This is a genomic window from Testudinibacter crocodili (assembly GCF_006228025.1).
Taxonomy (GTDB): Bacteria; Pseudomonadota; Gammaproteobacteria; order Enterobacterales; family Pasteurellaceae; genus Chelonobacter.
The window spans coordinates 16,395-39,527 of sequence record NZ_VDHF01000035.1; the positions used below are offsets into that span (position 1 = coordinate 16,395).

The 23,133-nt window shown below is 45.6% G+C and carries 20 protein-coding genes and 2 CRISPR repeat arrays; of the genes, 5 read left to right on the forward strand and 15 right to left on the reverse strand.

Annotation, left to right across the window (positions count from 1 at the left end; all coding sequences use genetic code 11):
• Positions 1–13 precede the first annotated feature (13 nt).
• The 5 genes from FHQ23_RS03915 to FHQ23_RS03935 are packed head-to-tail and all read left to right on the forward strand — an operon-like array spanning position 14 to position 4,485.
• On the forward strand, positions 14–961 hold the full coding sequence (locus tag FHQ23_RS03915; RefSeq protein ID WP_139613135.1) for an ABC transporter substrate-binding protein: 948 nt from the start codon (positions 14–16) through the stop codon (positions 959–961).
• 2 nt (positions 962–963) lie between these two features.
• A complete protein-coding gene (gene thiM / locus FHQ23_RS03920) occupies positions 964–1,764 on the forward strand; it encodes a hydroxyethylthiazole kinase (protein ID WP_139613136.1) in 801 nt (266 codons plus the stop codon).
• Positions 1,757–2,581 carry a bifunctional hydroxymethylpyrimidine kinase/phosphomethylpyrimidine kinase gene (gene thiD / locus FHQ23_RS03925; RefSeq protein ID WP_139613137.1) on the forward strand — a complete coding sequence of 275 codons (825 nt, stop codon included), beginning with the start codon at positions 1,757–1,759 and terminating at the stop codon, positions 2,579–2,581. Before thiM ends, thiD begins: the two co-directional genes overlap by 8 nt.
• Positions 2,582–3,241 (forward strand): thiamine phosphate synthase, encoded by a 660-nt coding sequence (thiE, locus tag FHQ23_RS03930; protein WP_139613138.1) that lies wholly within the window; start codon positions 2,582–2,584, stop codon positions 3,239–3,241.
• 2 nt (positions 3,242–3,243) lie between these two features.
• Positions 3,244–4,485: an NRAMP family divalent metal transporter gene (locus FHQ23_RS03935; protein ID WP_139613139.1), complete on the forward strand. Its 1,242-nt coding sequence runs from the start codon at positions 3,244–3,246 to the stop codon at positions 4,483–4,485.
• Positions 4,486–4,519: 34 nt separating this feature from the next.
• A CRISPR array of direct repeats spans positions 4,520–5,889; the repeat unit is 28 nt; unit sequence GAAACACCTCCACATGCGTGGAGAAAAT.
• A 64-nt stretch (positions 5,890–5,953) separates the two neighbouring features.
• Here the strand turns inward: FHQ23_RS03935 and cas2e are convergent.
• The 15 genes from cas2e to ubiE all read right to left on the reverse strand — a co-directional run bounded on the left by cas2e (position 5,954) and on the right by ubiE (position 22,890).
• Positions 5,954–6,235 (reverse strand): type I-E CRISPR-associated endoribonuclease Cas2e, encoded by a 282-nt coding sequence (gene cas2e, locus FHQ23_RS03940; RefSeq protein WP_139611228.1) that lies wholly within the window; start codon positions 6,233–6,235, stop codon positions 5,954–5,956.
• Complete coding sequence (gene cas1e / locus FHQ23_RS03945) at positions 6,213–7,091, reverse strand: type I-E CRISPR-associated endonuclease Cas1e (RefSeq protein ID WP_139613140.1); 879 nt, start codon at positions 7,089–7,091, stop codon at positions 6,213–6,215. The genes cas2e and cas1e overlap by 23 nt, the downstream gene beginning before the upstream one ends.
• Positions 7,092–7,100: 9 nt before the next feature.
• The gene (gene cas5e / locus FHQ23_RS03950) at positions 7,101–7,826 is read right to left on the reverse strand and encodes a type I-E CRISPR-associated protein Cas5/CasD (protein WP_139613141.1); all 726 of its coding nucleotides are present in this window, start codon (positions 7,824–7,826) and stop codon (positions 7,101–7,103) included.
• Positions 7,819–8,868, reverse strand: coding sequence for a type I-E CRISPR-associated protein Cas7/Cse4/CasC (gene cas7e, locus FHQ23_RS03955; protein WP_139613142.1), 1,050 nt, complete (start codon positions 8,866–8,868; stop codon positions 7,819–7,821). The genes cas5e and cas7e overlap by 8 nt, the downstream gene beginning before the upstream one ends.
• Positions 8,869–8,883: 15 nt before the next feature.
• Positions 8,884–9,531, reverse strand: coding sequence for a type I-E CRISPR-associated protein Cas6/Cse3/CasE (gene cas6e, locus FHQ23_RS03960; protein WP_176552244.1), 648 nt, complete (start codon positions 9,529–9,531; stop codon positions 8,884–8,886).
• A complete protein-coding gene (gene casB / locus FHQ23_RS03965) occupies positions 9,524–10,036 on the reverse strand; it encodes a type I-E CRISPR-associated protein Cse2/CasB (protein ID WP_139613144.1) in 513 nt (170 codons plus the stop codon). Before casB ends, cas6e begins: the two co-directional genes overlap by 8 nt.
• The gene (gene casA, locus FHQ23_RS03970; protein WP_267963613.1) at positions 10,033–11,577 is read right to left on the reverse strand and encodes a type I-E CRISPR-associated protein Cse1/CasA; all 1,545 of its coding nucleotides are present in this window, start codon (positions 11,575–11,577) and stop codon (positions 10,033–10,035) included. Before casA ends, casB begins: the two co-directional genes overlap by 4 nt.
• A 204-nt stretch (positions 11,578–11,781) precedes the next feature.
• Positions 11,782–13,700: a CRISPR direct-repeat array (repeat unit 28 nt; unit sequence GAAACACCTCCACATGCGTGGAGAAAAT).
• A gap of 378 nt (positions 13,701–14,078) precedes the next feature.
• Positions 14,079–16,721 (reverse strand): CRISPR-associated helicase Cas3', encoded by a 2,643-nt coding sequence (gene cas3 / locus FHQ23_RS03975; protein ID WP_139613145.1) that lies wholly within the window; start codon positions 16,719–16,721, stop codon positions 14,079–14,081.
• 14 nt (positions 16,722–16,735) lie between these two features.
• Positions 16,736–17,758 carry a porphobilinogen synthase gene (gene hemB / locus FHQ23_RS03980; protein WP_139613146.1) on the reverse strand — a complete coding sequence of 341 codons (1,023 nt, stop codon included), beginning with the start codon at positions 17,756–17,758 and terminating at the stop codon, positions 16,736–16,738.
• 80 nt (positions 17,759–17,838) lie between these two features.
• Entirely contained in the window at positions 17,839–18,597 is a 759-nt protein-coding gene (gene tatC / locus FHQ23_RS03985) for a twin-arginine translocase subunit TatC (protein WP_139613147.1), read from the reverse strand.
• Positions 18,598–18,614: 17 nt separating this feature from the next.
• On the reverse strand, positions 18,615–19,124 hold the full coding sequence (gene tatB, locus FHQ23_RS03990) for a Sec-independent protein translocase protein TatB (RefSeq protein ID WP_139613148.1): 510 nt from the start codon (positions 19,122–19,124) through the stop codon (positions 18,615–18,617).
• A gap of 3 nt (positions 19,125–19,127) precedes the next feature.
• The gene (tatA, locus tag FHQ23_RS03995) at positions 19,128–19,355 is read right to left on the reverse strand and encodes a Sec-independent protein translocase subunit TatA (RefSeq protein WP_139613149.1); all 228 of its coding nucleotides are present in this window, start codon (positions 19,353–19,355) and stop codon (positions 19,128–19,130) included.
• A 139-nt stretch (positions 19,356–19,494) separates the two neighbouring features.
• Positions 19,495–21,135, reverse strand: coding sequence for a ubiquinone biosynthesis regulatory protein kinase UbiB (gene ubiB, locus FHQ23_RS04000; RefSeq protein WP_267963614.1), 1,641 nt, complete (start codon positions 21,133–21,135; stop codon positions 19,495–19,497).
• The gene (locus FHQ23_RS04005) at positions 21,128–21,805 is read right to left on the reverse strand and encodes a ubiquinone biosynthesis accessory factor UbiJ (protein WP_139613150.1); all 678 of its coding nucleotides are present in this window, start codon (positions 21,803–21,805) and stop codon (positions 21,128–21,130) included. The genes ubiB and FHQ23_RS04005 overlap by 8 nt, the downstream gene beginning before the upstream one ends.
• Before the next feature lie 290 nt (positions 21,806–22,095).
• Complete coding sequence (gene ubiE, locus FHQ23_RS04010) at positions 22,096–22,890, reverse strand: bifunctional demethylmenaquinone methyltransferase/2-methoxy-6-polyprenyl-1,4-benzoquinol methylase UbiE (protein WP_139613151.1); 795 nt, start codon at positions 22,888–22,890, stop codon at positions 22,096–22,098.
• Positions 22,891–23,133: the final 243 nt, after the last annotated feature.

Genomic DNA, 23,133 nt, shown 5'->3' on the forward strand with positions numbered 1-23,133 from the left:
AAAGGAGATAAACATGAAAAACACCAAACTGCTCGCCCTCTTGACCGCACTTTTGCTGATCAATCTGCCGTTACAAGCCAAACAAAAAGTGACACTGCTGCTAGACTGGTTTGTCAATCCGGATCACGCTGCCTTGATCGTGGCGCAGCAAAAAGGTTTTTTTGCCGCCCACGATTTAGAAGTTGAGATCGTTGAACCGGCGGATCCGTCAATGCCGCCCAAACTGATTGCCGCGGGCAAAGCCGATATTGCGGTGGATTATCAGCCGCAACTGCAAATGCAAGTGGCGGAGGGGCTGCCGTTGGTGCGCATCGGCACGCTGGTGTCCACCCCGTTAAACAGCGTAGTGGTGCTGCAAAACAGCGGTATTGAAAGTCTGGCGGATCTAAAAGGCAAAAAAATCGGCTATTCGGTCAGTGGTTTTGAAACCAGCCTGCTGCAAGCAATGTTGGCAAAATATGACTTGAGCGAAAAAGATGTGGAAATGGTGAACGTCAACTGGTCGCTGTCACCGTCATTAATCAGCGGACAAGTAGACGCCGTGATCGGCGCTTTCCGTAATTTTGAATTGAATCAAATGGCACTGGAACAGCAGCCGGGACGCGCATTTTACCCGGAAGAACACGGCGTACCGGCTTATGACGAATTGGTTTTAGTCGCCAATAAAAACAACCTGTCCGACAAAAAATTGCACACCTTTCTAACCGCACTTGAGCAAGCGACGATCTATTTGATCAACCACCCCGATCAAGCCTGGCAAGATTTCGTCAGTTATAAACCAAATGAGCTAGACAACGAACTGAACCGCCTTGCCTGGCGTGACACCCTACCACGTCTAACCTTGCGCCCACGTGCCCTTGACGAAAACCGCTATCAACACATGGCGGAATTTATGCAGCAGCAAGGCTTGATCAAAACCGTGCCGCCGCTCGCAGATTACGCCATACAACTAAAGGATTGATTATGTTAAAAACCGATTATCTCAGCCAACTGCGCCAACGTAATCCGTTGATCCACAATATTACCAACATCGTGGTCGCCAATTATGTTGCCAACGGTTTGCTGGCGCTTGGCGCCTCGCCGATTATGTCAAGTGCGGTCGAGGAGATGGACGAACTGCCGGCGATTTGCCAGGCGTTGGTGATAAATATCGGCACCCTGACCGCCGAACAAGTGAAAGCCATGTTGATTGCCGGCAAAGCGGCCAATCGTCATGGCATTCCGGTGGTGTTGGATCCGGTCGGCGTCGGCGCAACCCGCTTCCGTCAACAAACGGTGGCACAACTGCTGCAAGAAATCCAATTCAGTGCGATTCGCGGCAATGCCGGCGAAATGGCGTACCTTGCCAACGTCAATTGGCAAACAAAGGGCGTCGATGCCGGACAAGGGGAGGCTGATTTAGACCATATCGCCAACAAAATCGCACAGCAATATCGCTGCACCGCCGTGATCAGCGGTGCGGTTGATGTGGTTAGTGATGGCAAACAACGGGCACATATTCAGAATGGTACGCCGTTATTCCCACGCATTACCGGCTCAGGGTGTCTATTAAGTGCGGTTTGTGGTGCATTTTTAGCAGTGGCACAACAGCGCGATTTTTCGGCACTGGTCGAAGCGGCGACAGCATACGCCATCGCTGGCGAACTGGCGGCAAAAAACCTGCAACCGCAACAATACGGACAATTTTATACCGCACTTCTGGATAAATTAGCAATATTGGATAGCACGCAAGTGCAACAACTGGCGAGGATTGATGATGACTAAAATTGCACAAGCCTTAACCATTGCTGGCTCAGACAGCGGCGGTGGTGCAGGGATTCAGGCAGATCTGAAAACCTTTCAGATGCGTGGCGTATTCGGCACCAGCGCTATCACAGCAGTTACCGCGCAAAACACCCTCGGTGTGTTCGACATTCACCCGATTCCGCCGGCAACTATCCAAGCGCAACTGAAGGCCATCGCCGAAGATTTTGATATTCGCGCTTTTAAATTGGGCATGCTTGGCTCGGCAGAAACCATTGAATGTGTCGCCAATGCCTTACAACGCTACAAATTCGGGCAAATGGTGCTGGATCCGGTGATGGTCGCCAAAGGTGGCGCACCGTTGCTGCAACAAAGTGCGGTCGCAGCACTGAAACAGCATTTGCTACCGCTTGCCGACATTATCACGCCCAATTTGCCGGAAGCCGAAGCCTTGACCGGTATTAAGATTATCGATGGCCGCAGTGCCGAGCAAGCCGCTCGCACGTTGCAACAACTTGGCGCCAAAACCGTGGTAATCAAGGGCGGACACAGCAACAACTCGCAAAGTGCGGTTTGCCAAGACTGGGTGTTCACGCCTCAGCAGCACTTCACCTTGGTCAGCCCGCGCTATCTGACCAAACACACCCACGGCACCGGCTGTACCTTTTCTGCCTGCATCACCGCTGAGCTTGCCAAAGGGCAAAATGCGGTGATTGCGATTCGTTTGGCAAAACAGTTTGTCACCGCCGCCATTAGCCATCCGCTGCATATCGGTAACGGTCACGGTCCGACCAACCACTGGGCATTTTCCTCTCTGCCCCACACCGGAGTTTATTAAATGCCGGATATCAGAAAAATGCTCACGGTTTATTTTATTGCCGGCACTCAAGATTGCCAACATCTCGGACTGCCGCCTGAGCCAGCGTTGTTGTCGCTGTTGCAAACAGCCTTAAAGTGCGGTATCAGCTGTTTTCAATTTCGGGAAAAAGGCCAAAATGCGTTACAAGATCCGCAAAAAATCATTCAATTAGCGCAAAAATGCCGCGATCTTTGCCGTCAGTATCATGTACCGTTTTTTATCAACGATAATGTGGATCTGGCGTTAGCTGTGCAAGCAAATGGTGTGCATGTCGGGCAGGATGATCGTCCAATTGCACAGGTGATCGAACAATGCCAAGGCAAATTATTACTGGGTTTATCGGTGAATACCCTGCCGCAAGCGATAATGAATGCCGAGTTGCAGGCGGTGGATTATTTCGGCGTCGGGCCTATTTTCCCAACTCAATCGAAAGCCGATGCCAAAGCTGTCGTCGGGTTGAAATTATTACAACAGATTCGCCAACAAGGTATTGAAAAACCGCTGGTCGCCATTGGCGGTATCACCCCCGAAACCGCATTTTCCATCCGTCAAGCCGGGGCGGACGGTGTGGCGGTGATTTCCGCCATCAGCCGAAGCCCAAATATCGCCAACAGCATACGACAATTAAAAGGACAATAACCATGGCATCATTCAGCAAACAATTCGGGCCGGGGATTATTATGGCGTCGTCCTGCGTCGGTGGCTCGCACATCATCGCCTCAACGCAGGCAGGCGCCTATTACGGCTATCAATTAGCGCTGTTAATCGTCGCCGTTAATCTGCTGAAATACCCTTTTTTCCGTTTTGCATTTGATTACAGTGCGCTGCAAAACAAAAGCGTATTGCAGGGTTACGCTGAAAAAGGCAACGGCTATCTCTGGCTTTTCCTATTGTTCAACCTGTTCGCTACTATGGTCAACGTAGCAGGCGGCACATTGTTATCAGCCGTGTTGCTGAATATGTTGATTCCGATTGAAATTTCACTTAATTGGTTGAATATTATTGTGTTATTCAGTTTTCTCACCATTTTGTTTTCGCGCCAGTATCCGCGCTTAGACAGCGTATCGAAAAGCATCATGTTTCTATTGTCGCTGATCACCTTGATTGCGTTATTAATCGCTTTCACTCGCAGCAGTGGCAACAGCATCCCCGCTGATTTCATCGCGCCTTCTGCTTGGCAACTGAGTGCCATTCCGTTTTTAATCGCCCTCATGGGCTGGATGCCCGCCCCGATGGAACTTAGCGTCGCCAGCTCACTCTGGGTGATGGAAAAAAACCGTCTCGCCCCAAACTATCGCCAAAAACGCCTGCTAGATTTCAACAGCGGTTACCTCGTCACGATGATATTAGCCTTGATGTTTATGACGCTCGGCGCCTTGGTGCAATACGGCAAACCGATTCCCCCCCTCGCCGGCGGACAATTTATCCGACAATTTGTAGAGATGTACGCCCTCAGCATCGGTGAATGGACCCGCTGGTTTATGGCACTGGTAGCATTTATCTGCATCTACGGCACTACCATCGTCGCTGTCGACGGCTATTCCCGCTGCAACCAACAAACTATTATTTTACTCCGACAATCGATAAAATCCGCAAAGGAAAACCGCACTTTTAATCCGATTTACAGCGACAAAACCCTGCGTTACTCGATGTTTTTCACCACCTTATCCGCCTTTATCGTGATCCAGTTCTTCAGCAGCGCCATCGGCAAAATGATCCCCTTCGCCATGACCGCCTCCTTCGTCTCCGCCCCAGTGTTTGCCTGGCTCAACTTCAGCCTCGCACGCCAAGATAAACAGCAAAAAGACTGGCTGACTTATCTGGCTTGGACCGGAATCGTTTATTTAGTAGCGATGGTTGGGGTTTATTTTGTTTATAAATAAATCACCTTTGCCGTTATAGCGTTGTAACTTGAGAGAAACACCTCCGCATGCGTGGAGAAAATTATAGATGATCCGGTTAAGCCTGATGATGCTTAGAAACACCTCCACGTGCGTGGAGAAAATTAAGGGTTATTCCACCAAGAAGCAGGCTATTTTGAAACACCTCCACATGCGTGGAGAAAATAATGCCAAAGTAACAAAAACACTCTTGAAAGTAGAAACACCTCCACATGCGTGGAGAAAATGAAAGTCTATAGCGATACCGAAGCCGCAACCTAGAAACACCTCCACATGCGTGGAGAAAATTGGGAATTTGCCAACGCCACCACGTCTGCGCCGGAAACACCTCCACATGCGTGGAGAAAATATACATATGTTTGGGCAAACAATGATGACCGAGGAAACACCTCCACATGCGTGGAGAAAATAATAGCAAGGCAGTGAGCGGTACGCCGCAGATGGAAACACCTCCACGCGTGTGGAGAAAATGAAAGAACAGATATTGGTATCTAGCATATAGCAGAAACACCTCCACGTGCGTGGAGAAAACATTTCCGCAAGTAAAGATGCGCTTAAATTTGCGGAAACACCTCCACGTGCGTGGAGAAAATCAGTCAAAAGAGTATGACACAGTAATCTATAGAGAAACACCTCCACGGGTGTGGAGAAAATTGTGAACCGAGATAGCCAACTAACACTGCGCCAGAAACACCTCCACGTGTGTGGAGAAAATCCGGCAAAAGCGGTATTAATATCGCTCAAAATAGAAACACCTCCACGTGTGTGGAGAAAATTCATCGCAGTTGCTCATAAAATCGAATGGATTAGAAACACCTCCACGTGTGTGGAGAAAATTGTGCATAATTTGTTGATAATATTACATTTTTAGAAACACCTCCACGGGCGTGGAGAAAATTAGATTTTTGATAATCAGGCTTTTCCGTCATTTGAAACACCTCCACGGGCGTGGAGAAAATTTATTTCTGACGAAATACTTGCGTAGTAATTAGGAAACACCTCCACGGGCGTGGAGAAAATTCTTTGCGGATAGTGAGGTCTCTATCTCCGTGAGAAACACCTCCACGGGCGTGGAGAAAATGCGGTATTGCCCACCGCCATTTTAAGCGAGATAGAAACACCTCCACGGGCGTGGAGAAAATATTAAGGCACGAGAGAGCCATTTACCGCCGGAGGAAACACCTCCACGGGCGTGGAGAAAATCCTTTTGTGTTCTTGGAGCGCTTAAAACCTGAAGAAACACCTCCACGGGCGTGGAGAAAATACTCACACATACAAGATGATATTATTAATCATAGAAACACCTCCACGGGCGTGGAGAAAATACCTCGCCACGGCGGATTTCGGGCAATACGTTGGAAACACCTCCACGGGCGTGGAGAAAATGCCATTATATTGTTAAAGAGCTTAGTCTTAACACAATATCTTGGGCTTTTGAATGATAAGTTGGTTAGATAAATTTTTCGATCACTAATTGTAAACCAGAGATATTGATTAATTCTTTCTTAGCCTGGCCTAAAGTACGAATTTCATAACCCGGGGCTTGTGGGATTTTTCTGAAAATAATTAGTCCGCTTTCCAATGGGCAATGCCCTAATAAATATTCGGTCACGGTCTTTGCTACAGAATCTTTAATTCCTGAAATAAAAACATTAGGGCGAGGTTCAATAAACCATAATTTCATCCGTCCACGCACAGCCGGCGGTAGATCATTTGCCAGTACGACCAGCATTTTTTCGTCCTCCCAGTAATTCGCTGATATCCGAGCTAATTTGGGTCAATAAATCAGACTCAATCACTCTCTCTCGGAATGCCGATGAAACGCAATGTTTATCATACATACCCGCCATCTCTTTAGTTAAAGCAAAGGCAAGATCAATACAAAGATGCTCTTTATAAAGATCAGCCATATCATACACAAAAGGAAGCGGGCTGCCGGAGTGGATAAATCCCATATGAGGAGAATAGCCCATGCTGTGTATTGAGGAACACAAAATCCCGTAAAGTGCGGTATTGGCTGCAGTTAAGATTTGATTGGTTAAATCACTGAGTTCAAATTTGTTGGGTGTATATTGTCGCCCTTTCCAGCCGACTTGATAGTATTCAGCTTTCGTTTGATACAGACTCCTAACTCGTTGTCCTTCTAACCCCATCATCTCTTTTAAGGTTTTGCCACTGAGATCCATATCCGGGAAACGCTTTGCAAATAGTTGGCGGGCAATCTCCAATGATTTTTTGGAATCGGCAGCAAGTTGCATTTGGCGACGAAAATTACGTGAGTCGCTGGTCGGCGAAATGCCGGATGCATAATAAAGTAAGCTGTCCTCACCCACCCAGCATAAACCACAATTCGCCGTTGCAATCACTTTCACCGCTTCATGGGTTAAACTTGTTCCCGGGCCAAGCAACAAACAATTAATGCTCGCAATCGGTAGACGAACTACATTTCCATCACAATCGATCCATTTAACGCTGCTGTCATCAATTTCCAAACGACCACGTTCTAGATAGAGATAAGGGTATTTGTCCTTAACCTGAGGTAACGATTCCCGAGTAATTTTGACTAATAGCCGTTTATTATCTGCCACCGACAACCCTTATTCTTGTGTTTCTAAAATAACTGTCACCGAGCGATCTTGGTATTGCTTATTTACGCCAAAGCAAATAGGCACATCATTTAAAGCAAAACTATCACCTAAATCCGGATAATTACCTTGAAGCACCTTAAAATTGATCGCTCTGTTTTTGCCGTTGTCAGCCAGAATAGCCTCCACGTGTGCAAAAGCTTTGGCTGAATCGTTAAACGTTCCCTGATAGATAAATTCAGTCGGCACACAACATTTTCGTCCCAGATAAAGATCCCAGATTGGATTTTGCAAGGCTGCCACCAAGATATCTAGCAAATTTGCCGGCACCTCTAACGCCACAGCGAATGCCATATCTTGTAAATAATAGCGATATGTCAATTTCGCACCGCCCCCAACCGCCGGTTTTCCTGCAATCGTTTTGGGAATCATCAATTTTTGCCATGGATCCGCATCATCAAATCCGCTACCTACCATATGGAAATCCCGCAGTTGTAACGGTTTTATCAGGCGACCGTTTTGGTCTTTTTGCGAATATGCTGCGACTTGAAGATCCAAATCAGAAAACAGAGACAAAAACTCTCGTTGTTCACCGCCATACCCCAAGGCACTGCAAAGCAGTCCCAAAATGCCTGATTTGGTTGGAAACGGCAAAGTTTCACGACGGTTAAATTTTGAATCAAATCCCCAAGATTGTAACGGTCCTTCCAACCATAACAAAATATAAGGATTATTCATTCGTAACCTCGACATGCTGAACCAATGCTGCTACTAATTGATCAATATTAAAATTCTCGTCTTCGCCGAAATTATACTCTGCAATTTTGCCAAATAATGATCCTGACAGTCTTTCTTTATGCGCAAGGTATTCTTTTAATCTGTCAATACTTGGTCTGAGATACCCTTCGGCTTTTTGCGACTTAACCGCACTTTCAAACGATGCTTGCAAGCCCTGCCCTTTTCTGACCAGAACTTTGGCATATTCCCAACCGCAGACACCCGCTTGAGTGGTTTGCCGAGCTGCCGGAACTGCTAAATACAACGCCTTGGTAAAGGCTGCCACCGCTTTATCCAAATCTTGCCCTTGCAAAGTCTGGTTCAATTGTCCTAGATCCAAACTGACATAGCGGTAGTAAGTAGCAGAATTGAATTGTAATACGCCCATATGCCCGGAGCCGGTTTCATCTTTTTGCAAACGATCATCAAGTGCGGTAAAAAAGTCAATTTCCGAGCTGACCCGATGGGTAGAAATAGCATGAGCAAAAGAGGCGGCGGCTTCCACATTTAATTCTGCGGCTTGCGCCACCATTCTGCCGAATAACGCAATATCCAAACCGTCTAAAGCCGGATTAAAGGCTTTTTTCGCAATTTTATACACCTCTTTATCTTTTAATTTAGCTTCATCATAACCCAAACTTTGGCAATATTCGGCAAAAGCCGTTGCTTCCGTTTCAGTCATAAAGTGCAATGTTTCTTTGGTTAAAAATCCAGCGATTTTTTCAGCGCATTTCTGCGCTTGTTCTGTGTTCGCACCTTGAGCCAAGCAAGCCTGTGCAATCCACTGTTCAATTTTTCGAGTCCGCACCGCTAATTTAATTCCAAAATCCGCCATGGTTAACCGCACTTGACGTTTCCAACATTGCGAGCTGACCCTTGCCCTCTCGACACCACCAATCAAAGCCGATTTAGGTGCGCCAACATCATCACGGTTTAAGCAGGTGACCGGAAAAGATTGCAAAATATGAAATTCAATACGGGTATTCTTTAATGGGTTGATCATATGATACTCCTGAAATTAAATAGAAAATAAATCGTCTGTGAGCGGTGCCAGCTGCAATAATCCCAAGCCGAAACTACGTCCCCGCCCGATTCCATAGCTAAAACTATTCGCAAAAAGTTGTGGTTCTACAACCTGTAAAGAGCCCTGAAAGGTCACCGCATTGAGTGTCACGGTTTTGTCTGTTTTACTAAAACACATCACTTGATGCGCGGTAATTTGCAATCCGGCAGGATCGGCTTGAAAACCCCAACTGGCGTTTTTCTGCAAAAACCAAGCTAATATCGCCTCTTTCCCTTTTAACGGCATAATTTTTTGACTTTGATTATCACGTTTTGCCACATTCATCCGTATTTCAAAGCGATAATATTTATGGCTTAAAAAAGTTTCTGGAATCAACTTACTTTGGATTTTTAGCGGATAGTTGCCAATCGCAGATTTTGGTGGTTGCTGCGACAGCAAAATAATCTGTTTCACATACTCTTTGCTCGACAGGTCAAAAGCACCGTCTTTTTCACAAAATAAAAAGCGGCGTTTTTCCGCTTGCTCGTCTTTATCAAATAATGAGTAGATAACTTTATGCAAACCATATTCATCTTTAATTGAGAATTGCTTAATATCTTTCCGCCCTAATTTTAATACACTGGCGTACAAAGGATTATTCATACTCAATCTCCTGCTTGCGGTAAAAATCCATCGCCCAATGTTTTTTCGTCTGCTCATTGAACCAACACAAGTTGTCCAACAAAGCAGCATAATCCAGACTGCCCGCCAAGCCTTTTGCCCGAATCAAACTCAAGATAGGACGCAATACACCACAAACTTCGACCGCACTTTGGCACGCCAGTAATCGACGCAATTTAATTTTCGCCGGATCGGTCTGATTGCCCAATGTCGCATCGTTGTCATAGCATTTTGATAATATATGCCCAAGACCAAAACTGCCGTTCTCCTGCACCTTACCATCTGCAATTGCCGCTGCAATAAGGGCATAAGGCAGGCGTTTACTATCGATTGTTAAATCAACAAAATTGACCAAGATTTCCCAACTGTAATACTCTGTATTTGGATTATCCGCCCGTTTCAACTTGGCAGCAAAACCTTTATCCTGCAAACATTGCTGTATGACATAGTCAACAAAACGCTGATTTTTTGAGGGTTGTGACGTCATGATGCTCTCTCCTTCGAAGACGAAGCTTTGGCAAAACGTGGGTGGCATTTCGCCCAGGTTTCCATCTGCCTGCCGGTTTCATTCATCGTATTTTGCTCATAAATCTGATAGCTATAACCGATAAAAGTGCGGTATAGCTGATTTAACGGCTCAGGATTACTTTCCTGATCCTCCGTGATTTCCTGACATGCAATAACCAAAGCCTGCGCTTGCTGTTCACATAATTGCCAAAATTGATTCGCTGCGGCGGCAGCCTGCTTTGCAGCCTCTAATTTTTGCTCTGTGTAAAACTGATAAACCGATTTATAAACAGTGCTGGCATATTTATCCAATTGCGCCATCGCTTTTTGCCACTCGGTAAACCAAGTTTGACCGAAACAGTCCCGATGAAGTGAAATAGTCGCTATAACAAAATCATCCAACCCAGACACATACTGCTCACCGGCATTGCTGCTTACTCGTAAGCCTCCAGACCAAATACCGAATGTTGCGAATTTATTTTTTATCCGAAAAGCCGGTAGACTTAATTGCGGACAATCAAATGTTGGTGTCGAAATAAAACTTAAAAGTGCGGTCAATTCCCGCCAAGGCCGTTTTTCCGGGTTGACCCACAATACTTTTCCTTCCTTACCTGCCAGATTCAGTGCCACGGTCGGATCCGCCACTTTTTCCTCTTTATAGCTATAATGCTGGATTCCCTCACTATAATGCAGACCATTTTCAGCCAGTAAACAGAAACGTCCCAATGGCAGTAAACGCCCCATTAACGTATCCTTTAATTTTCTGGCAATCTCATCCTCTTCCCCTGTCGGCATCTGCTCCCAAGGCGGCTGTCCCAAGCCTTGGTTAAAGACTCCCAAACGCTGAATATCTTCCTCTGTCAATAAATTGAGATACACTGTTTCTAAAATTGATGAACCGAAATAAAAATTATGTAGCATTCCCAGAAAGCCCAAAGATGATCCGGCTTTCCCCGTGTTTGCTTTGCCGTTATCTTTTGTTTTCGCCCGATAATTGGGACTCAACACCACTGTGTTATCAGTTTTCTTTCCACCCAATGCAAACCCCATCAAAACCAGCAATAACAAGGATTTATCTGCATCAGATAACAGTTTTGGCTGCTGAATTTGCGTTAGTACGGTGGTATTTCCGGTTGATATTTCAGGTAGGACAGCACCAAATTCTTGTACCGCTGCGGCTCGGATAGCTGGCATTTGTAGAAATGGCTTTTCCCCATAAAGATAAAAATGATCATGCCAATCTGCTAAATAGCGCAAACAATCTTGTCCGAGCGCTTCTGCACTATATTCATACCACTGCTGATTATTTTGCGGCGTGTATGCCGCTTGTGCTATTGCGGAAAAGAGTTTAATTAATGCAATTTGCTGAATAGCATTCCCCCCCAAAGCTGGCAGGGTTGGATCACTAAAAATTTGCTGTAAACTGACTAAGCCACGATTAACGACAGGAATCCAAGGAGAATCGATCAAATTAAACCTTGCTTGTTGATGAACAGATTGCTCTTCAACCATATTTCCCATGTAACCTCCCTGTATTATTGAATACCAGATAACTACGATGTTTTGATAATACTACACGATAAATCATATAGTTAATATTACCAGGATCACAAATTTTAAAAAATATCACTATATAGAGAAAATTTAGTCCTCAAAGATAAACAAACATACCTCTACGCGCATGGAGAAAATCTGATGAGCAACGTCCCCATATCGTGAATGCGGGAAACACCTCCACGTGTGTGGAGAAAATTTTTTGTAAAACGAGTGGGTATAACATAATAAAGAAACACCTCCACATGCGTGGAGAAAATGTTTTGTCCTACGGAACGTATGGATAAACCTGAGAAACACCTCCACGTGCGTGGAGAAAATGTAAAAAAGGTCAGCGCCGAGATCCATCAGCAAGAAACACCTCCACATACGTGGAGAAAATATACCGGCTGATTGTTGCTCGTGACACATCATAGAAACACCTCCACATGCGTGGAGAAAATCTGCCACCCTGCACCGCCATGCCGCCATTGCCAGAAACACCTCCACATGCGTGGAGAAAATCCTCGTCTAGTTTTATTGCGATTTGGTGGCTGAGAAACACCTCCACATGCGTGGAGAAAATGCTGGTCGCTGCTTGATGATGTCTATCGTGAAAGAAACACCTCCACATGCGTGGAGAAAATTAACTGGCTTGCTGCACCGGCATCGTCCAACCGGAAACACCTCCACATGCGTGGAGAAAATCGAATAATATCTACTTTGGTTATCGCGGTGGACGAAACACCTCCACATGCGTGGAGAAAATTGCGCCCCGTGACGGCAAAAGAATCCTTGGTTGGAAACACCTCCACATGCGTGGAGAAAATGATATGCTCGACGCACAACTGGCTTCGGAAAAGGAAACACCTCCACGTGCGTGGAGAAAATGGCACAACCTTACCGACCAATGAGCGTATTCAGGAAACACCTCCACGTGCGTGGAGAAAATTATGCGTGAATTATTCGGTGAGCGATTTACGCAGAAACACCTCCACGTGCGTGGAGAAAATTCTTATCATAAACATTATGATGATTTTTATCAGGAAACACCTCCACGTGCGTGGAGAAAATAAGGCAATCACGCTACAGCGGCAGTTAAAGCCAGAAACACCTCCACGTGCGTGGAGAAAATCAAATCGGGCGGAGATGGACGCCGGGGCGCAGAGAAACACCTCCACGTGCGTGGAGAAAATGGCGGCGTTTTTACAAAGACAAAGAGGTCGTGAGAAACACCTCCACGTGCGTGGAGAAAATAACCGTGGACGACCAAAAGCGCAGCAAGGCGAGGAAACACCTCCACATGCGTGGAGAAAATATCTCCGCTTGCCCTTGTTTTTCCTTCTCTAAAGAAACACCTCCACATGCGTGGAGAAAATGCTAAACCGCTGGCCAACGAACGGCAAAGAGGAGAAACACCTCCACATGCGTGGAGAAAATTAATTAATTTTTAAATGAAAGCATTGGTAATCGGAAACACCTCCACATGCGTGGAGAAAATGCCGCGCTGCACATACTTCACTTTTTCAATCAGGAAACACCTCCACATGCGTGGAGAAAATTTTGCTTTGCTCAAAAGCTGGGCGCATAAACGGGAAACACCTCCACATGCGTGGAGAAAATCCTCTAATGCCGTGAGTCAGCATAGAAAAGCTAGAAACACCTCCACATGCGTGGAGAAAATAAAGATTTCAACACCTATCACGGCAAATCCGTGGAAACACCTCCACATGCGTGGAGAAAATCTGACCACGCGCAGTCGTGTTGCGGCCGCACTAGAAACACCTCCACATGCGTGGAGAAAATACTGCCAGATTCGCGCGCATTGATAAAGGCATAGAAACACCTCCACATGCGTGGAGAAAATTGTTTTATCTGCCGACCAGTGGGCGAAGCAGAAGAAACACCTCCACATGCGTGGAGAAAATGTACTATTCAGCCGAAACAACTTGATAATGAAAGAAACACCTCCACATGCGTGGAGAAAATGTAAAACTAATGTCTAATATCGACATGAGGGTGGAAACACCTCCACATGCGTGGAGAAAATAAATTACCGCTAAAGACAATAGATTTATAATTAGAAACACCTCCACATGCGTGGAGAAAATACCATTATATTGTTAAAGAACGAGATTCTAACACAATATATTGTGGTTTTAGATTATATCAAAAATCAAACCCAATCTAGCAATCTCATATTTGGAACTTATGTCTGTCAGATTGATACTTGCTAACACAATAACCTTCATGTAAATGAAGAAGCTTTTTTCTACGCTGCATTACATAGAAACACCCTCTTTTATTAAAAATAGCTAAAGAGGAAATAATTAGTATTTTACATTTATAGCATACTACAGTAGTATTCATAACACACTACATTACATATTAAAAATATTTTACACTTAAAATTTTAATCTAAGAGAGCCAATTATGATTTTAAAATTTCTAATTCTGTTGATACTCCTTTTTATCAGTTTTCCGGCTTATTAGCTCGGTGATCGATTATGCTCTACCACCAGCCCTAAGTGCGGTTGGTAATAAAGCGGTTTGGTTAATTCAAGGTGAAATGTGCTGTCGCCTTGTAAACGCCCGTCTTTCGCAACAATAGCGACAACCATTACGGCATCGGTATTTTTATCTTTCATTTGCCCTAAATAGCAATAATCGCGCAAGAAAGCTAAGCTGCCGACAGATTGCCGCTTCGGTGCATTAGATAAATTAATGCTGACCATTTGCTGCATGAGTTGCGCTGCATACTGTTTTTGTTGCCGGAGCGGTAACGAACGTCCATTCACAGGTAGCACTATGACGGTGCCGTCGAGCAAAGTCAACTCCGTCGCTTTAATTTCCGGCAAAGACCGCACTTTACTCAGCAATAAAATATCGAAACTATCTTGTTCACTAAAACGGGTTTGTACCTGATCATCATTATCATTTCTTTCCATTCCAAACGTCATCTGCGCTGCTAATGCAGATTTTTGCATCTGTTTTTGACCGGTACGAAAACGACTACCGTTTTCCAGCTCATGCTTCCACTGTGCCATCTTGCCTTGCTCCTCGCATGAAAAATACGTCGCTTCTAACAATGCTCGAATATCATTTGGTAAAGTCAATTGCTTTCGCTGTTGCCAAACTGCCAAGCTGCGGCAAAGGACATAAGGCGCATAAACAAATGCAGTGGTTCCAAATGCTTTAATCGGATCGTCGACCGCACTTTCCAAATCTGGCGCCAGCAGCCAAGCCTCAGCTCGGGCACTCGCTACTCTCGGGGTCGAACCATGCCGCCACAAACGTCCTAGACGTTGTAACAACATATCCGTCGGGGCAAATTTGGAAATTAGAAAATCTGCATCAATATCCACCGATTGCTCCAACACTTGCGTACCAATCAGTATACGTCCTTGCTGTAGACGAATCGGTGTTGTTTGTGCCTGCCATCCCGGTTTACCGAATAAATCTATCCACTGCTGTTCGTGTCGATGTCGGTCGACCGCAGTAAAACGGGAATGCAGCAAACCGCACTTTACCGCCAGTCCGGCGCAACGTGCTGCTAAGATGCGATAGGTTTCCTGCGCCTCAGCAACGCTGTTTTCAATCCACAAAACTTGTTGACCTTGCTCAGCTCGCAGCAGAGCTTCTTCTATCGCTTCACTTTGCTTCGCATAATGTAGCTCAATCTTGTATTCACTCGGACTGTCCGCTGCTAATGTGGAAATCTGCCCGCCGCTTATTGCCGTGATCATCGGATAAGGTTCATTCTGCACCTGCGCAGTTGCTTCCTCCAACGGCAGCCCTAATAATTCGTATCGGCGCTGACGTGTCAGGGTTGCACTCAAGATAATCACACTACAGCCCAATTCCCGCAACACCGCTATTAAGTGCTGTACCAACATTCCGGTATAGATATCATAGGAATGAATTTCATCCAACACCACTACTTTGCCTGCCAAGCCGAATGAGCGAACGAAACCGTGTTTTACCCACATTACTGATAATAAAATTTGATCAATCGTGCCGACCCCGAAAGGCGCTAAAACCGCTCTTTTCTTTTGGTTGAACCACGAGCCAGCAACAGCCGCATCTTCCCCCATTTCAAACTGCTGTAACCAAGCAGTTCCATGTATAAGCAAAGCTTCTCGATGCGCGCTTTGCGGTTGAATAATCTGTTCCAAAAACTGATTAACCCGCTGATAGATTTTATTCGAGGTCAGTTGGGTCGGCAGGGCAAAATAAAAGCCACTTGCGTCGCCACGCTGCAACAGGCTGTAGGCGGCATATAGCGCCGCTTCGGTTTTCCCCAATCCCATTGGCGCTTCCAACACATAACAACCGTTACGCTGCACGCTATCAATAAGCTGCTGCTGCACCTGATGTGGTGAAAAAGTAAAAATATCCTGAAAAGTCAGTCCACTATTGAACTGTAATGGTAGATATCCGGCTTCGGCTACCGCACTTTCGATATATAACCGCCAATCCTGCGCCGGATCTTCAAATAATGCCCCTGAGCCAATCCAATCTGCGACCGTAATCAGTCCGGATACCGCCAGCAGTTGCTGATCATTTTTTAGCTCCGGAAAATCACACTGAAAATGCTGTTTTAAGGCATCAATCAATGCTAAACGCTGTTGATGGTAAACCGTACCACCTAACACCTCAGCATTTTCCGGATCAACAATCCCATTTTTCGCTTTAATAGGATAACTGCCGTGGTGTTGCCCTGCCGCTACCGCAGCTTTTTCGCCGATCAATGACCGCAACGTCAGAAAAGTGACTCCGCCATGATAATCCCAAGCGGATTCATCGGTGTTGAGCGTTAATTCACACCCCAATGCTTTACGCAGCTTATTTTGAAAACGGGGTGATACCTTGCCGATGTCATGGCATGCTGCCAACAACTCGACACCATCAGGGAAAAGTGTGGTGCGAATTGAAACGGGGATTTGTGCTAATAATCGCTTGGCAACTTCGCCGACAATGATGCAATGTTCCAAAATCGTTCTACCAGCAACACAGCTACCGTCTGTCAAACGCCGAGTTTTCGCCAAACAGGTCAAATAAGAAACCGGTTCGGCTGTATTAGTCGTGTTACGCTTGATCGGTTTTCGATGAGCAGCAAGGAAAGCACACATAAAAATCCTATTATCTAATGCTGTTGACCTTCCTCATACAACCACTGCGCCACTTGCTTGGCGTAATAGGTCAAAATGCCGTCGGCGCCAGCACGTTTGAAGCATAGCAGCGCTTCCATAATCGCCGGTTTTTCGGCGAGCCAGCCGTTTTGAATGGCGGCTTGCAGCATGGCATATTCGCCGGAAACTTGGTAGGCGAAGGTTGGGACGCCGAAGTGTTGTTTCACCCGATACACCAAATCCAAATACGGCATGCCCGGTTTCACCATCACCATATCCGCACCTTCTTGTAGATCTAACGCCACTTCCTGCAAGCCTTCGTTGCTGTTGGCGGGATCCAGTTGGTAGGTTTTCTTATTGCCGCCTTTTAAATTACTGCTAGAGCCGACCGCATCACGGAACGGACCGTAGAAACTGGAGGCATATTTGGCGGAGTACGCCATAATTTGGGTGTTTATAAAGCCGTTTTGCTCAAGTGCGGTGCGGATGGCGCCGATGCGTCCGTCCATCATGTCGCTTGGCGCCACAATATCGGCACCGGCAGCGGCATGTGATAAGGCTTGTTTAACTAAAATGTCGCTGGTGGTGTCGTTGATTACATAGCCTTCAGCATCGATTATCCCGTCTTGTCCGTGTGTGGTATAAGGATCCAGTGCCACATCGGTCAGTACGCCCAATTCGGGATAAGCCGCTTTCAGGGCTTTGACCGCACGTTGCACTAAGCCGTTTGGATGATAGGCCTCTTCTGCCAACAAGGATTTTTTCTCCTGCGCAATCACCGGAAACAACGCAATCACCGGCACGCCGTATTTCACCAATAACCCGGCTTCGATCAACAATTGATCCAACGTTAAACGCTCCACGCCGGGCATTGACGGCACAGCTTCACGCTCATTCTCGCCTTCCATAATAAACACCGGATAAATCAAATCATCGGCGGTCAATTTATTTTCTGCAACCAAACGGCGGCTAAAGTCGTGTCGGCGCAGGCGGCGCATACGGTTAGCCGGAAAATGCGCAAAAATTTGTTGGGTCATAATCTTGTCCTCTTTAACGCAATAAGACGCCAATGGCGTCTCAGACTATTGACGTCTTCTTTTTTCTCTTTTCGGAAATTTTAATTTGATTCAGCATCAGCGGTAGCGTTGTCTTCATCTCGCGGTTTATAAAACCGTGATACTAATAAGCCAACCTCAAACAACAACCACATCGGAATCGCCAGCAAGGTTTGCGAAAACACATCCGGTGGCGTCAAAAACATCCCAATAACAAAGGCGGCTACAATAATATAGGGGCGTTTGCGACGCAGATCATCTGCCGTCACCACGCCGCTCCAACACAGCAGGATAATCGCAATCGGCACTTCAAAGCAAATACCGAATGCCAAGAAAATGGTCAACACAAAGTCCAGATAGTTGCTGATATCCGTCGCAATGGCCACTCCTTCCGGTGCTGTTTTGGTCAAAAAACCGAACACCAGCGGGAATACCACATAATAGGCAAATGCCACACCGGCATAAAATAGCAGTGTACTGGAAAACAGCAGTGGATAAATCAAGCGTTTTTCATGTTGATAAAGTGCCGGGGCGACAAACGCCCAAACTTGGTAGAGCAAATAAGGAACCGACAAGAAAATCGCCACCACGCCGGTCAGTTTCAGTGGGGTAAAAAATGGCGCAGCTACGCCGGTCGAAATCATGCTCGAGCCTTGCGGCAGTTGTTCGATCAGCGGCAAAGCGACCAAGCGATAAATATCATTGGCAAAAAACACCAAACCACAAAAAACAAGCAAAATACACAAAATCGCTTTCAACAAGCGGTTACGCAATTCAATCAGATGGTTAATCAGCGGTTGGGAGTCTTCAACTGACGACATACAACATTCCTTTCGGGTTAAACTTTAGCAGCGTCTGCTGTTTTATCGACAGCTATTTTATCAACTTCGCCGTTAGGCGAGGCAAGAGCGGGATCTTCAGACACCGCACTTTCATCTGCAACCAAGTGCGGTTCCTCTGCTTCTGCCAACATCGCTTGATCATCTTCGCTTAAAGCGTTCTCTTTCAAATTTTGTTCGATATTTTTAATACCGCTTTGTAATTGTTCGCCTTGCTGCTGCACACTTTGTTGCATTTTTTGTGCCGATTCTTTCAAGTCTTCAATACTTTTGGCTAAATCCGGTGACAACTCACTCAGATTCAGTTTTTCCGCTTTTTTAATACTCTCCTGCAATTCATGCAGTTTCAGTTCCTGGCTCAATTCATTCTGCACATTGGTGGCAATGCCGCGAATGGTGCGAATCCAACTGACCACCGTTCTAATTGCCACCGGCAAACGTTGCGGGCCTAGCACCACCAGACCCACTACAAAAATTAAAACCAGTTCGGAAAATCCAATATCAAACACGGGTTACGCCTGCTCTTTATCTTTAGCCTGTTCTTTAGTTGCTGATTTTTCAGCGTTGTTTTCTAAAGATTGTTTAAAATCAGCATCTTTTTGATCATCGTCTTTAATGGCTTTTTTAAAACCTTTAACCGACTCTCCCAGATCTGAACCTAAACTTTTCAATTTTTTTGTTCCGAATAGAAGAACCACAATTAATACAATAATAGCCAATTGCCAAACGCTGATACCCATAAAACCACCTCATAATATGAAAAATAGCCCAAAAATGACCACATTTCGATTGTTAAATAAATTGTTGTGCCACTCGAAAAACTTTAAACCATTGATAGCTTACAGTCAATCTGCAAGTGTATTTTGGATCAATTTTTCATTAATCGTTTTTCAACAAGCCGTAGAGCCAGATTATAACCGCACTTAGCAATAAGCACGAACTAAAATATCGCGGCAAATGTGCAAATTGTAAGAGTGTTGTGATAAATATCACACTGCCAATTAGCCCACTGTACCAAGAGCGTCGCCGCTGTCGCTGCTGCCCGACCAAAGTGCGGTTTAATTCGCCAATTTGTCGGCTGATCTGCTGTTGTTGCTGTAAAGCGTGATACAAGGTTTCCGGCAACTCAGCAAAATGCTCACGGAAATACGGTAACTTCTCTTTCACACTGCGATACACCGATTTCAGCCCAACTTGATCGTTCAACCAATCTTGCAAAAATGGCTTTGCAGTTTGCCATAAATCCAATTGTGGATAAATTTGTCGCCCTAAGCCCTCGATATACAACAAGGTTTTTTGCAACAACACCAATTGTGGCTGCACTTCCATATTGAAGCGACGCGCAGTATTAAACAGATTCAACAACACATGCCCAAACGAAATCTCGCTCAGCGGCTTGGCAAAAATCGGATCGCACACAGTGCGGATCGCCTGTTCAAACTCCTGCACATTGGTGTCTTCCGGCACCCAGCCGGAATCAACGTGCAACTGCGCCACCCGTTGATAATCCCGATTGAAAAATGCTAAAAAATTCTCTGCCAAATAGCGCTTGTCTTCCCGATTCAGCGAGCCGACAATGCCACAGTCAATGCCGATATATTGCGGATCTTCAGGGTGCTTCGGGTTGACAAAAATATTGCCAGGGTGCATATCCGCATGGAAAAAACTGTCACGGAACACTTGGGTGAAAAACACCTGTACGCCACGTTCTGCCAGCAGTTTCATATTGGTGCCGTTGGCTTCCAATGCAGCAATATCCGATACCTGAATACCGTAGATCCGCTCCATCACGATCACATTCTTGAAGCAGAAATCATTATACATTTCAGGAATATACAACATTGGACTGTTTTCAAAATTGCGCCGCAATTGGATCGCATTCGCCATTTCGCGCCGCAAATCCAGCTCGTCTAAAATGGTTTTTTCATATTCCCGCACCACTTCCACCGGGCGTAAACGCCGCCCTTCGCTTGATAATCGAGGAATCCAACCTGCCAAGCGATACATCAAGCCAATGTCCGCCGCAATCGCCTTCTCGATGTTTGGGCGAATCACTTTCAGCACCACTTCACGCCCGGCAAATTCGCTATCGGCATTGAAGGTTGCGGTGTGTACTTGTGCGATCGAGGCGGAAGCCAATGCGGTTTCATCAAAATCACTGAACCAATTTTCCAGTTTGCCGCCCAGTGCGCTTTCAATTTGCTGCCGTGCCAACTTGCCAGAAAATGGCTCAACTTGATCTTGCAACAGCGCTAATTCATCAGCAATGGCATCGGGAAACAGATCACGCCGGGTTGACAACATTTGCCCCAATTTTATCCACACCGGCCCCAGTTCCTGCAATGCCAAACGCAAGCGCAAGCCGAATGCCTTGTCTTGATGACGGTTTTGCAGCCAAAACAGCAGTTTGCGTCCGCAACGAATCGGACGAGTGAACCCGGTTTTCGGCAACGCTTGATCCAAGCCGTATTGTAGAATCACTTGGATAATTCGATAAAAACGCAGGGTTGATTTAATCACAGCTCGCCTCTTTTTCTGCTATTTTTGCTGCTATGCGGCTTTGCAACTGCTGAAATTGATGCTCCAATTGATCACATTGCTGCTGCACTTGTGCCACCTGGGTCTGAAAATCTGCAAACGCCAATTTGGGCGTAACAATTTGCCACTCTTCACTGAAACGCTCGTCCCAATGCCACGAAGCAGTTTGCTGCTTGTTTGCCAGAAAATTCAGCCCCTGCTGTAATAGTTTGCTAGCGTTATATGCCAGCACATCGCCCACATACGGCGACAGCAACTCAGCCGGATCTGTTTGCAAAAACGCCATCAAGCCCAAAAAGTCTTGCAACACTTGCAGATCACCGTGGATCACAATCGATTTATCATTAATATAGTGGCTTAATTCCGATTTTTTCGGCAATTTTAGTAAAATTTTCGCTGAGGTTTGCAGCGAACAATCGGCGATGCCTTCATATTGCTGCAACACATCGATTGCCTGTTCCGAAAAAATAAAATAGTAACTGATCTCAGGTTGCTGCAATTGCAATGCCAGCACCTTGCCGTTCAATTTTCGCAACAGCGGCTGATAATTCTCAGTATTTTTTAATAAATGTGAAAGTGCGGTTTCCAACGCAGCTGCAGCAAGCTGTGGCAATATGAATTGTGTTTTTATCTGCGCCCAACTGGGTAACATCGTCCGATTTCCTTTTTTAATCTAGGGTATGTTGATCTTTTAAGTATATTATTTGAGCTAAAACTAATCCTTTTAGCCTAGCACGGCAAAGCCGTACTAGGTTACGCATAGATCAGCCGCTTTGCGGCTGCTTCAGAGAGGCAAAGCCTCTCATCAATGCTTAACCGATTGCGACCGTAGGTCGCTGTCGGATAAAATCACACTCTTTTTGCTTGATTTATAAACACAAAAGATCAACAGACCCTAACACTTGCTAAGTTAACACGTTATTTTTTTAGAATTTGTAGCCTCTAAAATTTATAGCCTCGATGCAGCGCCACAATCCCAGCACTCAAATTGTAATAGTCCACATTTTCAAAACCGGCAGCGCCCATCATTGTTTTCAGCGTATCCTGATCCGGGTGCATTCGGATCGATTCCGCCAAATAACGATAACTTTCCGCATCATTGACCACCACTTCACCCACTTTCGGTAAAATATTAAATGAATAAAAGTTATACAACTTGCTTAACGGATCAAGAATCGGTTTAGAAAACTCCAACACCAGCAAACGCCCGCCCGGTTTCAACACCCGATACATCGACTGCAACGCCTTGTCTTTATCTGTCACATTGCGCAAGCCAAAACTGATGATAATGCAATCAAAACTGGCATCGGCAAACGGCAGCGCTTCGGCATTTGCCTGCACATATTCCACATTGCCGACCACGCCCAAATTACGCAATTTTTCGCGCCCGACCTGCAACATCGAATCATTAATATCCGCCAACACCACACGCCCATCGGCGCCGACAATCCGTGAAAATTTAGCACTAAAATCGCCGGTTCCGCCCGCCAAATCCAACACGTTCTGCCCTTTGCGAACCCCACTGCAATCAATGGTGAACCGTTTCCAAACTCGATGAACTCCAAATGACAGCAAGTCATTCATCAAATCATATTTGCCCGCCACCGAATGAAACACATTGGCAACCAACTGCTGCTTCTCTGCTTTGCCGACGGTTTTAAAACCAAAATGGGTAGTTTCCGCTTGAGGTTGCGTCACATTGAGTGGATTATCGTTTGGATTTTGTGATTGGTTCATATCTTGCTTCATCGCCATTTTCTGAGTGAGTTAAACTTGCCCCACTTTAGCACAAAACCGCAGCGAGTTTGATCATTGCAGCAGAAAAAAATCCACCAATTGCGGAAGTTCAACAAACACCTCTTTTCCTAAAACAAAGATCAGCGTTAAAAGCCTCCTTAAATCAATAGAAAACAGTTATTATCGTAAATACTGACACCTAACCATATCAAATTTGTTTAAAATCATTCTACTTAATGATAT

What these genes read in the sequence shown, in the direction of transcription:
- tatC (WP_139613147.1), bottom strand. Translation starts at nt 18,597, where the DNA reads ATGTCGTCAGTTGAAGACTCCCAACCGCTGATTAACCATCTGATTGAA.
- cas6e (WP_176552244.1), bottom strand. Translation starts at nt 9,531, where the DNA reads ATGAATAATCCTTTGTACGCCAGTGTATTAAAATTAGGGCGGAAAGAT.
- ubiE (WP_139613151.1), bottom strand. Translation starts at nt 22,890, where the DNA reads ATGAACCAATCACAAAATCCAAACGATAATCCACTCAATGTGACGCAA.
- thiD (WP_139613137.1), top strand. Translation starts at nt 1,757, where the DNA reads ATGACTAAAATTGCACAAGCCTTAACCATTGCTGGCTCAGACAGCGGC.
- cas3 (WP_139613145.1), bottom strand. Translation starts at nt 16,721, where the DNA reads ATGTGTGCTTTCCTTGCTGCTCATCGAAAACCGATCAAGCGTAACACG.
- FHQ23_RS04005 (WP_139613150.1), bottom strand. Translation starts at nt 21,805, where the DNA reads ATGTTACCCAGTTGGGCGCAGATAAAAACACAATTCATATTGCCACAG.
- thiE (WP_139613138.1), top strand. Translation starts at nt 2,582, where the DNA reads ATGCCGGATATCAGAAAAATGCTCACGGTTTATTTTATTGCCGGCACT.
- FHQ23_RS03935 (WP_139613139.1), top strand. Translation starts at nt 3,244, where the DNA reads ATGGCATCATTCAGCAAACAATTCGGGCCGGGGATTATTATGGCGTCG.
- casB (WP_139613144.1), bottom strand. Translation starts at nt 10,036, where the DNA reads ATGACGTCACAACCCTCAAAAAATCAGCGTTTTGTTGACTATGTCATA.
- thiM (WP_139613136.1), top strand. Translation starts at nt 964, where the DNA reads ATGTTAAAAACCGATTATCTCAGCCAACTGCGCCAACGTAATCCGTTG.
- hemB (WP_139613146.1), bottom strand. Translation starts at nt 17,758, where the DNA reads ATGACCCAACAAATTTTTGCGCATTTTCCGGCTAACCGTATGCGCCGC.
- cas5e (WP_139613141.1), bottom strand. Translation starts at nt 7,826, where the DNA reads ATGAATAATCCTTATATTTTGTTATGGTTGGAAGGACCGTTACAATCT.
- cas7e (WP_139613142.1), bottom strand. Translation starts at nt 8,868, where the DNA reads ATGATCAACCCATTAAAGAATACCCGTATTGAATTTCATATTTTGCAA.
- casA (WP_267963613.1), bottom strand. Translation starts at nt 11,577, where the DNA reads ATGGGAAATATGGTTGAAGAGCAATCTGTTCATCAACAAGCAAGGTTT.
- cas2e (WP_139611228.1), bottom strand. Translation starts at nt 6,235, where the DNA reads ATGCTGGTCGTACTGGCAAATGATCTACCGCCGGCTGTGCGTGGACGG.
- FHQ23_RS03915 (WP_139613135.1), top strand. Translation starts at nt 14, where the DNA reads ATGAAAAACACCAAACTGCTCGCCCTCTTGACCGCACTTTTGCTGATC.
- tatA (WP_139613149.1), bottom strand. Translation starts at nt 19,355, where the DNA reads ATGGGTATCAGCGTTTGGCAATTGGCTATTATTGTATTAATTGTGGTT.